Below are 13400 nucleotides of genomic sequence, written 5' to 3' on the forward strand. Positions count from 1 at the left end.
TGACTCCTTTTCTTTTCATGTTTATACTTCAATAATCGATGGACTGTATGTTGTTCCAAATCCATTATTAATATCGAACTAAAATACTTAATGAAAAAGTTTTTAGTCATTATTAATTCCATAATCCTTCATTTTATGATTTTGAATTTTTAAAGTTGTCTTGCTACCAGAACGATAACTTTTCCCACTTTTTCCGGCGTAATAATAAGAGATTTCATAAAATGCGTCTGCAAGGTCTGCGCTATCTATTCCATTTTTGATAAACTCTTTCAGACCACCTTCACCATTAAAATAATCCTTGTGTCCTTCTTCTAACACAATATCTTTATAGATAACATGACCTTTAATGATTCCTTTTGCCAGAAATTCATCAATAGGGAGATCATATAAACCTTGAAAAGGTTTCCCCTCCTTACGATTCTTATCTATGAAATCATAATATTCTGTAATATTCTCTGCTTTCTCATCGACACTCCAATAAGTATTTACATATTCTAGATTTGGATTCTCAAATTGCTTGAAAAAACTCTCTACTTTTTCTTTATATGAAATTGTTTCTGGTTTATGATTGAGAAGTTCATGTGCCATCCCTGAGAATTCTTGTAACATTGTTTTTGTAGTCCCATCATAAATCAATTCCCCCTCTGTTTTTTTAGGATTACTTTTTGAGGATTTTGGATGATAAATCAAAACATCACTCGCAGTAATACTTCTCCCGTTAATTTCTTCACTATATAAGTATTCAATTTTATAGTCTTGAGAAAGCCATTTATCTCTAGAAAAGTTTGTAACCTTCACATTACCTTTAAAGCCATACAAATCAAGAGTTCTTCTAGTAGCAATTTCTACTTCCTTTATATTTGCTTCGGGGAAAATATCATAAGTTGTTGTGAAGAATAAGAAAGCAATACGTAGAATAAAAAATAAAGGGACTATATTTACAACAAAAAATAGAAACAGTAACAGTTTTTTCATGACTACATTCTCCTTGTAAGCAATTCAATTATAAATTTTATTTAGTATGGGTATTCCTACCCCAACGCCTTCACTTCCAGCATCATATCACGAATCTGAGCTGCCAGTTCAAAGTCAAGCACTTCGACGGCTTCCTGCATTTGTTTTTCTAGTTTCTTGACGAGTTCTTTGCGTTCTTGTTTGTTGAGGCTATTGATATCGACTTCCTTGTCTTCTTCCTTAGCAACTGCCTTGGTCACAGCAATCAGGTCACGGATTTCTTTCTTGATTGTCTGAGGCACGATACCATGCTCTTCATTATAAGCCATCTGGATTTTGCGACGACGGGCCGTTTCATCCATAGCACGTTGCATAGACTGAGTCACAGTGTCCGCATACATGATAACATGCCCTTCGCTGTTACGGGCAGCACGTCCAATAGTCTGGATGAGTCCACGTTCGTTACGAAGGAAACCTTCCTTGTCAGCATCAAGAATGGCTACGAGACTCACTTCAGGTACGTCAATCCCTTCACGGAGCAGGTTAATTCCGACCAAGACATCAAAGACACCCAAGCGCAGGTCACGGATAATCTCCGTCCGTTCCAAGGTCTTGATATCCGAGTGCATGTACTTGACCTTGATGCCCATTTCCTTGAAATAGTCGGTCAAGTCCTCTGCCATCTTCTTGGTCAAGGTGGTAATAAAGGTTCGTTCGTTCTTTTCAACACGGGCATTGATTTCACCTAAGAGGTCATCAATCTGTCCCATAGTCGGACGAACTTCCACCTCAGGATCCAAGAGTCCCGTTGGACGAATGATTTGCTCAATCACTGTCTCGGTCTGTTCATTTTCATAGTCACCAGGTGTCGCTGAAACGTAAACAATCTGATGGACATGGCTTTCAAACTCCTCACGACGGAGAGGACGATTGTCCAAGGCAGACGGCAAACGGAAACCGTAATTTACTAACATTTCCTTACGAGAACGGTCTCCATTGTACATACCCTTAATCTGCCCCATGGTCATGTGGCTCTCATCAATCATGATCAAGAAATCATCTGGGAAGAAGTCGAGAAGCGTATAAGGAGGCTCACCTTCGCTCCGTCCATCCATGTGGCGTGAATAGTTTTCAACCCCGTTGGTATAGCCCATCTCACGCAGCATTTCGATATCATACTCTGTCCTCTGTTTCAAACGTTGAGCTTCAAGCAATTTACCTTCCTTTTCAAAGATAGCTAACTGCTCTTCTAATTCTGCTTGAATTTTAGCAATGGCAACTTCCATGTGGTCGTCATTGGTCACAAAGTGAGTAGCTGGGAAAATCGCTAAATGATCCACTTCTCCCAAGACCTGACCTGTCAAAGCTTCAACCTCACGAATACGGTCAATTTCATCTCCAAAGAATTCTACTCGAAAGGCATGTTCATCACGAGATGCTGGGAAAATCTCCACTACATCCCCACGCACACGAAATCTTCCCCGTTGGAAATCAATATCATTACGTTCAAACTGGATATCAACCAAGTCATTCAAGAGTTTATCACGAGAAATTTCAAGACCTGGACGGAGACTCACGACACTATCAGCGTATTCCTTGGGCGAACCCAAACCATAGATACAAGAGACTGAAGCCACGACGATAACATCATTGCGCTCCAAAAGAGCTGAAGTCGCTGAGTGTCGGAGCTTATCAATCTCATCATTGACAGAGCTATCCTTTTCAATATAGGTATCACTAGAAGGGACATAGGCTTCTGGCTGGTAATAGTCATAGTAAGACACAAAATACTCAACTGCATTTTCAGGGAAAAATTCCTTAAATTCTCCATAGAGCTGGCCTGCTAGAGTTTTATTGTGGGCAATAACCAGAGTTGGTTTATTGACTTTGGAAATGACTTGACTCATGGTATAGGTCTTCCCTGTTCCGGTCGCTCCCATCAGAATCTGAGCTTTTTCTCCACCCTCGATATTATCAACCAACTGCTCGATAGCTTGGGGTTGATCTCCTGAAGGTTGGTATTTTGATACTAGTTTAAATTGATTATCTGTAATACGATTGATCATAAGAATCCTCTCTCGATATGCTATTCCTATTTTAGCATACTTGTAGCATTTTCACGAAGAAAAGGACAGACCAAAGTCATATCCTTTCATTTTCTTTCTTTAATTGATAGGCGAGATAGACAATCAGCAGTAGTAAGACCAGACTTGTCATGATAGAACCTTCTATGCCAAAAGAACCACCTGATAGCCAGCCTTGATTGCCTTGTGGTAAAAAGGTCATCAGAGACGTTCCTGATGGTTGACCACTAACTAAAATCCCAAAGAGATTTCCCTGAGCAAAATTCCAGGCTCCATGAATACCTGCAACACCCCAAACTGTATCAGTTTTGAGAAGGTAAAGAGCCATGGCAACTCCGAATAAAAAGAGATTCACTAGAGATAGTGGTGTTAGACCAGAATTGCCCATATGAAGTAGGGTGAAGAACAGGCTAGATATAAGAACAGCAAGTTTTAAATTGGTTCGTGAAGCCAATTGAGGAAGGAGCCAAGCACGGGATACCACTTCTTCTGCTGTCCCCTGTAAAATCCAAAATGGGATAGTAAAGACAACAAAGGCAAGCGAATAAGGATTTAAGTGAATTGATTCCAAACGATATTGCCCTAAGCCTACCAAACCTAACAAGGTCAGAAGAAAAAGTGCTAGACCTAGCCCAAATCCTTTCAGAAGATTGCTGAGGAAATTCTCTCTATAAAATCCCAAGGTTCGAATAGATCTTTTCTCAACTTTTCTAGTCCATCTGAACACAGTGTTAAGTATAAAACCAAAGGCCAGCAATTCTAAAATTAAATGAAAGTCACTTGTTTTATCCATCAAGCTCTGCTGCAAGGTCTGCAAGTAGGTTGCAAGATTTTGACCAGCCTCTCCAAAATTTCTAGCAAGTCCGATGAGAGCTAACAAACTAATACCATACAAAGTATAAGCCACAAACTCTCCTATAAAGACAAAAACAAAGGCTAACAAGGGGCTTGTGTAGAGGTTTAACCGCATTTGAGAAGCTTGGAAGTCTTTAAATATTCTCTTGTTCTTCATATTCTTGCCCTCTTTTCTTCTACTATATACTATTATTATAGCACTTTGTAGTAGCAATTCAAGAAAGAAAATAAAAAACGATGTTACATTTTCTAACACAAAAATATAAAAAATTTGCCTTTTTTTACTTTTTCTGATATAATGGGAAAATATTCGGAAAAGGAGACTAAAAATGAAGAAAAAATTTCTAGCATTTTTGCTAATTTTATTCCCAATTTTCTCATTAGGTATTGCGAAAGCTGAAACGATTAAGATTGTTTCTGATACCGCCTATGCACCTTTTGAGTTTAAAGATTCAGATCAAACTTATAAAGGAATTGATGTTGATATTATCAACAAAGTCGCAGAGATTAAAGGATGGAACATTCAGATGTCCTATCCTGGATTTGACGCAGCGGTAAATGCGGTTCAAGCTGGTCAAGCTGACGCTATCATGGCAGGGATGACAAAGACGAAAGAACGTGAAAAAGTTTTCACCATGTCTGATACTTACTATGATACAAAAGTTGTCATTGCTACTACAAAGGCACACAAGATTAGTAAATATGACCAATTAACTGGCAAAACCGTTGGTGTTAAAAACGGAACTGCTGCTCAACGTTTTCTTGAAACAATCAAAGATAAATACGGCTTTACTATTAAAACATTTGACACTAGTGATTTGATGAACAACAGCTTGAGTGCTGGTGCCATCGATGCCATGATGGATGACAAACCTGTTATCGAATATGCCATTAACCAAGGGCAAGACCTCCATATTGAAATGGATGGTGAAGCTGTAGGTAGCTTTGCTTTCGGTGTTAAAAAAGGTAGCAAATACGAGCACCTAGTTACTGAATTTAACCAAGCCTTGGCTGAAATGAAAAAAGATGGTAGTCTTGATAAAATCATCAAGAAATGGACTGCTTCATCATCTTCAGCAGTGCCAACTACAACTACTCTAGCAGGCTTAAAAGCCATTCCTGTTAAAGCTAAATACATCATTGCCAGCGATTCTTCTTTTGCACCTTTTGTGTTCCAAAACTCAAGCAACCAATTTACTGGTATTGATATGGACTTGATTAAGGCTATCGCTAAAGACCAAGGTTTCGAAATTGAAATCACCAACCCTGGTTTTGATGCCGCTATCAGTGCTGTTCAAGCTGGACAAGCTGATGGTATCATTGCTGGTATGTCTGTCACAGATGCTCGTAAGGCAACTTTTGACTTCTCAGAATCCTACTACACTGCTAATACAATCCTTGGTGTCAAAGAATCAAGTACCATTGCTTCTTATGAAGATTTGAAAGGGAAGACAGTTGGTGTTAAAAACGGAACTGCTTCTCAAACATTCCTAACAGAAAATCAAAGCAAATACGGTTACAAAATCAAAACCTTCGCTGATGGTTCTTCAATGTATGACAGTTTAAATACTGGGGCAATCGATGCGGTTATGGATGATGAGCCTGTCCTCAAATATTCTATCAGTCAAGGGCAAAAATTGAAAACACCAATCGCTGGAACTCCAATCGGTGAAACAGCCTTTGCCGTTAAAAAAGGAGCAAATCCAGAATTGATTGAAATGTTCAACAACGGACTTGCAAACCTTAAAGCAAACGGTGAATTCCAAAAGATTCTTGACAAATACCTAGCTAGCGAATCTTCAACTACTTCAACAAGCACTGTTGACGAAACAACTATCTGGGGCTTGCTTCAAAATAACTACAAACAGCTCCTTAGCGGACTTGGTATCACTCTTGCTCTAGCTCTTATCTCATTTGCTATTGCTATTGTTATCGGGATTATCTTCGGTATGTTTAGCGTTAGCCCCTACAAATCTCTTCGTGTGATCTCTGAGATTTTCGTTGACGTTATCCGTGGTATTCCTTTGATGATTCTTGCAGCCTTCATCTTCTGGGGAATTCCAAACTTCATCGAGTCCATCACAGGCCAACAAAGTCCAATTAACGACTTTGTAGCTGGTACCATTGCCCTATCACTCAATGCTGCTGCTTATATCGCTGAAATCGTTCGTGGTGGTATTCAGGCCGTTCCGGTTGGCCAAATGGAAGCCAGCCGAAGCTTGGGTATCTCTTATGGAAAAACCATGCGTAAGATTATCTTGCCACAAGCGACTAAATTGATGTTGCCAAACTTTGTTAACCAATTCGTTATCGCTCTTAAAGATACAACCATCGTATCTGCTATCGGTTTGGTTGAACTCTTCCAAACTGGTAAGATTATCATCGCCCGTAACTACCAAAGTTTCAAGATGTATGCAATCCTTGCTATCTTCTATCTTGTAATTATCACACTTTTGACTAGACTAGCGAAACGCTTAGAAAAGAGGATTCGTTAATGGCAAAATTAAAAATTGATGTAAATGATTTACACAAGCACTATGGAAAAAATGAGGTTCTAAAAGGAATCACAACTAAATTCTATGAAGGAGATGTTGTTTGTATCATCGGTCCTTCAGGATCTGGTAAGTCGACCTTCCTCCGTAGCCTTAATCTTCTAGAAGAAGTTACGAGCGGTCACATCACTGTGAACGGCTATGACTTAACTGAAAAAACAACCAACGTTGACCACGTTCGTGAAAATATCGGAATGGTGTTCCAACACTTTAACCTCTTCCCTCATATGTCTGTATTGGACAACATTACTTTTGCTCCTATTGAGCACAAGTTGATGACTAAGGAAGAAGCTGAGAAATTGGGAATGGAGTTGCTTGAAAAGGTTGGACTAGCAGATAAAGCTAATGCTAACCCAGATAGCCTATCCGGTGGTCAAAAACAACGTGTAGCCATCGCTCGTGGACTAGCAATGAATCCAGACATCATGCTCTTTGATGAACCAACTTCTGCCCTTGACCCTGAGATGGTCGGAGACGTACTAAACGTTATGAAAGACTTGGCTAAACAAGGCATGACCATGATTATCGTAACCCATGAGATGGGATTTGCTCGTCAGGTTGCCAACCGCGTTATCTTTACTGCAGATGGTGAGTTCCTTGAAGACGGAACACCAGATCAAATCTTTGATAACCCACAACACCCACGTCTAAAAGATTTCTTGGACAAGGTTTTAAACGTCTAAACACAAACTGTAAGGATTTCCTTGCAGTTTTTTCTATCTTGTATTGGATTTTTTGATTTTTCGGAAAATTATGTTAGAATTAAGTTTATAAAATGAGGTTTCCTCATACCTAGCAAGACTAGGAATAAAAATAGAAATTAGGTAGCTAGATGTCATCTAAGGTTATTGTTACAATTTTCGGTGCGAGTGGAGACCTGGCTAAACGCAAGCTCTACCCTTCCCTTTTTAGACTATATAAATCCGGCAATCTTTCCGAGCACTTTGCTGTCATTGGAACTGCTCGTCGTCCATGGAGCAAGGAATATTTTGAATCTGTTGTAGTCGAATCCATCCTTGATTTGGCAGATAGTACCGAACAGGCTCAAGAATTCGCTAGCCACTTCTACTATCAAAGTCATGATGTCAATGATACAGAACACTACATTGCTTTACGTCAATTGCAGGCTGAACTAAATGACAAGTACCAAGCTGAACACAACAAGCTCTTCTTCTTGTCAATGGCTCCTCAATTCTTTGGAACTATTGCTAAACACCTTAAGTCTGAAAACATCGTAGATGGTAAAGGTTTTGAGCGTTTAATCGTTGAGAAGCCATTTGGTACAGATTACGCAACTGCAAGCAAGTTAAATGACGAACTATTGGCAACATTTAACGAAGAACAAATTTTCCGTATCGACCATTATCTTGGTAAGGAAATGATCCAAAGTATCTTTGCAATTCGCTTTGCAAACCTGATTTTTGAAAATGTCTGGAACAAGGACTTTATCGACAATGTTCAAATTACCTTTGCAGAGCGCTTGGGTGTAGAAGAACGTGGTGGCTACTATGACCAATCTGGTGCCCTCCGCGACATGGTACAAAACCATACTTTGCAACTGCTTTCCCTCCTTGCCATGGATAAGCCAGCAAGCTTCACAAAAGACGAGATTCGTGCTGAGAAGATTAAGGTCTTTAAAAACCTCTATCACCCAACTGATGAAGAACTTAAAGAATACTTTATCCGTGGTCAATACCGCTCTGGTAAGATTGATGGCATGAAATATATCTCTTATCGTAGTGAGCCAAATGTGAATCCAGAATCTACAACTGAAACCTTTGCATCTGGTGCCTTCTTTGTAGACAGCGATCGCTTCCGTGGTGTTCCTTTCTTCTTCCGTACTGGTAAACGTCTGACTGAAAAAGGAACTCATGTCAACATCGTCTTTAAACAAATGGATTCTATCTTTGGAGAACCACTTGCTCCAAACATTTTGACCATCTATATCCAACCAACAGAAGGCTTCTCTCTTAGCCTAAATGGGAAGCAAGTAGGAGAAGAATTCAACCTGGCTCCTAACTCACTTGATTACCGTACAGATGCGACCGCAACTGGTGCCTCTCCAGAACCATACGAAAAATTGATTTATGATGTCCTAAACAACAACTCAACTAACTTTAGCCATTGGGATGAGGTTGGTGCGTCATGGAAATTGATTGACCGTATCGAAGAACTCTGGGCTGAAAATGGTGCCCCACTTCATGACTATAAATCTGGAAGCATGGGACCTCAAGCAAGCTTTGACTTACTTGAAAAATTCGGTGCCAAATGGACTTGGCAACCAGATATTGCCTATCGTCAAGATGGTCGTTTAGAATCATGACCACCCGTCAAACGGGTGGTTTGTCCCAGGGCTATAAGCCCAAATTACCAGCCAGCGCCTAAAGACGCTGGCTTTCACTTTGTTCAAGCCTTATTGCTCTTGACTCGTCACTTGCCTCTCAAAGAGGCTTTAGTATTACTTACCACTATCCCTAAAGGGATCCTCATATTCTTTTACACTTAATTTATCTAGTGCTATATCATGCTTTTCCTGTTCTTGAATATATTTCTTAATTGTGGCTTCATTAAGCCCTACTGTACTTACATAATAACCTTCCGCCCAGAAATGTCGATTCCCAAACTTGTACTTGAGATTGGCGTGTTTGTCAAACATCATGAGTGCACTTTTTCCTTTTAAATATCCCATGAAACTCGAAACACTTATCCTTGGTGGAATACTTACTAACATGTGTACATGGTCTGGCATTAAGTGACCCTCGATAATTTCAACTCCTTTATAACTACACAAGCGATGAAATATTTCGCCTAAACTACTTCGATATTGATTATATATAACTTTTCGTCTGTACTTAGGGGTGAACACAATGTGATACTTACAGTGCCACTTTGTGTGCGATAAACTATGAGCCTTTTGTGCCATATTTTTCTCCTTTCGCTTTACAATTGGCTTGAACACCTTTATTGTATCGCGTTCGGAGTTTTTTTGGTATAACCTTCGACGCGCACCCGCATAGCGGGTGGTTTTTTTGTCTCTCACCTAACGGAGCGAGACGGACTAATAGTCACATAATAAAAAAAATCCTGCAAGTTTGTACCTTGCAGGATTTTTGCTTCTGATTAGATTAAGCCTTCCAAGAGACCCTTCATAAAGTTTTCTGAGTTAAACTCTCCAATATCATCGATTTTTTCACCAAATCCAATCAATTTTACAGGAATATTGAGTTCTTCACGGATGGCTAGAACAACACCACCTCGAGCCGTTCCATCAATCTTAGTCAAGACAATTCCTGTCAAAGGGGTAATTTTTGAAAATTCTTTGGCCTGTACCAGGGCATTTTGACCAGTTGAAGCATCTAATGCTAAGAAAGTTTCATGCGGCGCTTCTGGCACAACACGCTTGATGATGCGTCCAATCTTCTCCAACTCAGCCATGAGGTTGTCCTTGTTTTGCAGACGACCAGCGGTGTCAATCATAAGAATATCGATACCTTCAGCTACAGCACGTTCCATGCCATCAAAGACTACACTAGCTGGGTCAGCTTTTTCAGGTCCAGTCACAACTGGAACGTCAACACGACGGCCCCATTCAGCAAGCTGGGCTACTGCTCCTGCACGGAAGGTATCTGCCGCAACCAGCATGACCTTCTTCCCAGCTTGTTTGTAGCGGTGGGCTAGTTTTCCGATAGAAGTTGTTTTCCCAACACCATTCACACCGACGAAGAGCATTACAGTCAATCCATCTTGGAAGTGGATTCTTTCATCGTAGTTGCCATCCTTTTCATAAAGCTCAACCAATTTCTCAATGATGACACGGCGTAGTGCGTCGGGTTTCTTGGCATTTTCAAGCTTGGCTTCGTAGCGTAACTCCTCTGTTAAGTTAGAAGCGACCTGTACACCAACGTCGCTCATGATCAGCAGTTCTTCCAACTCCTCGAAGAATTCTTCATCGACAGAGCGGAAATTAGCAAAGAAGGCGTTCAAGCGAGCTCCGAAGCCTGTGCGAGTTTTCTTGAGACTGCGGTCATATTTTTCCTGAACAGTTTCTTCTACTTGAGACGTTTCTGGTTCAAGCACTTCAGAACTATTTTCTTCTACAGTCTCTAGGAGCTCAGTATTCTCTTCCTCTGGGACTTCTTCTGAGTTTGGCAATTCTTCCACTTGTTGAACTTCTACAACTGGCTCTGAATCCTTATTTTCTTCAACTGTGACTTGGATTTCCTCTTCTTCAAACACAGCTTCTTCAGAACTTTCAACCTCTGCTTCTCCCTGAGGAAGTTCCTCAGCTTCTGTAAGGGCAGGCTCAACATCTTCTGATAGATCAAGATTTTCCAGAGCTTCTTTTACAACTTCTTCGATTTTAGGTTCTTCTTTTTTTCCGAATAGACGGTCAAATAATCCCATATCTTAGTTCTCCTTTAGCACGTATTCTTCGATAGCCCAGGCGACAGCTTCCTCATCATTGGTCATTGGAGTTACCACATTTGCGACTGCCTTGACTTCAGGAACAGCATTTTGCATGGCAACACCGAGCCCTGCCCATTCAATCATAGAAAGGTCATTGGCTTCATCACCACAAGCCATGACTTGGCTTTGGTCGATTCCAAGATGGCTGATTAGTTTTGCTAAACCTGTTGCTTTATGAACATTCTTTGGTGACCACTCTAGCAACATTTCACGTGATTTAAAGATTTCATATTGGTCAAACAATTCTGGCGAAATCTTCTGAATGGCTGCATCCAAGGGTTCTTGAGCAAAAGCAGTCACGCATTTATTATAAGTCATTTGACTAGATAAGTCTTCAAAGTCCACTGGAACAAAGGTCAATGCTGGATTGAATTTGGCATAAAGACTTTCTTGGTCAGATTGGATTTGATAAACAGTTCCTTCTGAGATGGCGTCAAGAGGCAGTGATAATTTCTCTGTTTCCTCATACAAGCGTGCCACATCATCGTATGAAAAGACTGTTTTATCAAGGATTTCACCTGTATTTTTCTGAACCAAACCACCATTAAAGGTAATCGTATATTCATCTTCATGTCCGTCAGTCCCTAGTTCATGGAGAAAGAAATCCATAGCTTTTAAGGGACGACCAGTTGTTAATACGACCTTGATACCACGATCACGCGCAGCTTTCAAGGTTGCCTTGGTTCGATCCGTCAGCCTTTTATCAGTAGTCAGCAAGGTACCGTCCAAGTCCAATGCGATTAATTTTATATCTGCCATTATAAGCCCTCCATATAAGCTATGACCGACTGGTCCTTATGGTGACCAATCACAGTCTCTGCTAATTCTAAAATTTCTGGTCGTGCATTTTCAGGAGCTACAGGATGTCCCACAACCTGCATCATATGCAGGTCATTAAGATTGTCTCCAAATGCCATAACCTGATCCATTGTGATACCAAGTTTTTTAGCTAATTCAACAATAGCCACACCCTTATCGACATAGTCCAGAACAATATCAATGGATTCAAAGCCAGTTGTCATAGCCTTGACACCAGGAACGTTTTCATTTACCCAAGTTTCTCCAGCTTCCAGCGTTTCTTCTGTGAAGTTGGTTGTAAATTTGAAAATATCATCTGTGATAGCTTCTAAACTCGCTACTTTTTGGATATTTTCATTATAATGCTGACTCTCTTTCAAATAGGTTGCATCAACCGTATCTAACACATAAGAACCCTTCTTACCCGTCAAGAGCAGTTTATTGATATCTACATAAGGTGACGTTTTCAGCTTTTCAAAAGTTGATAGATAAAACTCACGAGACATTGTCGCTTCATACAAGTCTTGACCTTGATATTCGACCAAACTGCCATTTTCCGCGATAAAAATAATGTCATCACGAACATCAGCAAATAGTTTTTCTAGAGATAGAAATCCGCGCCCTGAAGCCACCGCAAAGTAAATCCCTTTTTTCTTGTAGGAAACCAAGAGAGACTTGAGGCGGTCCATATCAAAGCGCCCGTTTCCATCTAGAAAAGTTCCGTCCATATCCGTTGCTACTAGTTTAATCATAAAATCTTTCTTACTCCGATTAGTAAATCTACCTCCTATTATACCATAGATAAGTAGAAAAAGGACTAGTCTATCAGCTTTGCTTCTCTTTTATCCTTCTCTACTAGCTAGTGCTGTTTCTATCTTTTAAAAAAGCTCGTAAAATTAAAATCGTGCAACTTTTTTCAGATACTTTTAAAAGATTGATTTCATTACCTGTTTCCTTTATACTGGATAAAAAGGAGAATACTATGTCAGAAACAAATCACGAAATTGATTCAAATTTTGCAGGTCGTTTAAATATCCTACGTGCGGGTGTTCTTGGTGCTAACGACGGGATTATTTCCATTGCTGGTGTGGTTATCGGGGTTGCTAGTGCTACGAGCAATATCTGGATTATCTTTTTATCAGGGTTTGCGGCTATCCTAGCTGGTGCCTTTTCAATGGCTGGTGGAGAATATGTGTCCGTTTCAACTCAAAAAGATACTGAGGAAGCAGCCGTTGCGCGTGAGCAAGTCTTGCTAGATCAGGATATGGAACTAGCCAAAAATTCCCTCTATGCTGCCTATATTCAAAATGGTGAGTGTGAAACATCAGCCCAACTTCTCACCAACAAAGCCTTTTTAAATAATCCGCTCAAGGCTTTGGTAGAGGAAAAATACGGGATAGAGTATGAAGAATTTACCAATCCTTGGCACGCTGCTATCTCTAGCTTTATTTCTTTTTTCCTTGGTAGCTTACCACCCATGCTTTCAATTACCATTTTCCCAAGTGAATACCGCATCCCTGCTACTGTCCTTATCGTCGGTGTGGCCCTTCTTCTCACTGGTTACACTAGTGCCAAACTTGGAAAAGCCCCAACCAAAACAGCTATGATTCGGAACCTTGCTATTGGTCTTTTAACCATGGGAGTTACCTTCTTACTCGGACAACTTTTCAGCATTTAGAACATAAGAAAT

11 protein-coding genes are annotated in these 13400 nt (G+C 40.2%); 4 read left to right on the plus strand and 7 right to left on the minus strand.

The window, feature by feature from the left end; all coding sequences use genetic code 11:
* Window positions 1-102 precede the first annotated feature (102 nt).
* The 3 genes from M1G05_RS03455 to M1G05_RS03465 form a co-directional block, all read right to left on the minus strand.
* Entirely contained in the window at window positions 103-975 is an 873-nt protein-coding gene (locus tag M1G05_RS03455) for a hypothetical protein (protein WP_247953112.1), read from the minus strand.
* Window positions 976-1031: 56 nt separating this feature from the next.
* A complete protein-coding gene (gene uvrB / locus M1G05_RS03460) occupies window positions 1032-3020 on the minus strand; it encodes an excinuclease ABC subunit UvrB (protein ID WP_247953113.1) in 1989 nt (662 codons plus the stop codon).
* A gap of 76 nt (window positions 3021-3096) precedes the next feature.
* The gene (locus M1G05_RS03465; RefSeq protein ID WP_247953114.1) at window positions 3097-4050 is read right to left on the minus strand and encodes a CPBP family intramembrane glutamic endopeptidase; all 954 of its coding nucleotides are present in this window, start codon (window positions 4048-4050) and stop codon (window positions 3097-3099) included.
* Window positions 4051-4222: 172 nt separating this feature from the next.
* Here M1G05_RS03465 and M1G05_RS03470 point away from each other — a divergent pair, with 172 nt between their 5' ends.
* From M1G05_RS03470 to zwf, 3 genes are all read left to right on the plus strand, one after another.
* A complete protein-coding gene (locus tag M1G05_RS03470; protein ID WP_070527747.1) occupies window positions 4223-6388 on the plus strand; it encodes an ABC transporter substrate-binding protein/permease in 2166 nt (721 codons plus the stop codon).
* Window positions 6388-7128 carry an amino acid ABC transporter ATP-binding protein gene (locus M1G05_RS03475; protein WP_100104550.1) on the plus strand — a complete coding sequence of 247 codons (741 nt, stop codon included), beginning with the start codon at window positions 6388-6390 and terminating at the stop codon, window positions 7126-7128. Before M1G05_RS03470 ends, M1G05_RS03475 begins: the two co-directional genes overlap by 1 nt.
* A gap of 149 nt (window positions 7129-7277) precedes the next feature.
* Window positions 7278-8768: a glucose-6-phosphate dehydrogenase gene (gene zwf / locus M1G05_RS03480; protein ID WP_247953115.1), complete on the plus strand. Its 1491-nt coding sequence runs from the start codon at window positions 7278-7280 to the stop codon at window positions 8766-8768.
* A gap of 135 nt (window positions 8769-8903) precedes the next feature.
* Here the strand turns inward: zwf and tnpA are convergent, their stop codons facing one another.
* The 4 genes from tnpA to M1G05_RS03500 all read right to left on the minus strand — a co-directional run bounded on the left by tnpA (window position 8904) and on the right by M1G05_RS03500 (window position 12462).
* On the minus strand, window positions 8904-9368 hold the full coding sequence (tnpA, locus tag M1G05_RS03485; RefSeq protein ID WP_000057429.1) for an IS200/IS605 family transposase: 465 nt from the start codon (window positions 9366-9368) through the stop codon (window positions 8904-8906).
* Between the two features lie 197 nt (window positions 9369-9565).
* Complete coding sequence (gene ftsY, locus M1G05_RS03490) at window positions 9566-10849, minus strand: signal recognition particle-docking protein FtsY (RefSeq protein ID WP_247953116.1); 1284 nt, start codon at window positions 10847-10849, stop codon at window positions 9566-9568.
* A 3-nt stretch (window positions 10850-10852) separates the two neighbouring features.
* Window positions 10853-11671: a Cof-type HAD-IIB family hydrolase gene (locus M1G05_RS03495; RefSeq protein WP_000763438.1), complete on the minus strand. Its 819-nt coding sequence runs from the start codon at window positions 11669-11671 to the stop codon at window positions 10853-10855.
* Complete coding sequence (locus M1G05_RS03500) at window positions 11671-12462, minus strand: Cof-type HAD-IIB family hydrolase (RefSeq protein WP_247953117.1); 792 nt, start codon at window positions 12460-12462, stop codon at window positions 11671-11673. Before M1G05_RS03500 ends, M1G05_RS03495 begins: the two co-directional genes overlap by 1 nt.
* 230 nt (window positions 12463-12692) lie before the next feature.
* On the opposite strand from M1G05_RS03500, the gene M1G05_RS03505 reads away from it, so the two are divergent.
* Window positions 12693-13388: a VIT1/CCC1 transporter family protein gene (locus M1G05_RS03505; RefSeq protein WP_247953118.1), complete on the plus strand. Its 696-nt coding sequence runs from the start codon at window positions 12693-12695 to the stop codon at window positions 13386-13388.
* Window positions 13389-13400: the final 12 nt, after the last annotated feature.

The organism is Streptococcus mitis, assembly GCF_023109515.1.
Lineage (GTDB): Bacteria > Bacillota > Bacilli > Lactobacillales > Streptococcaceae > Streptococcus > Streptococcus mitis_CS.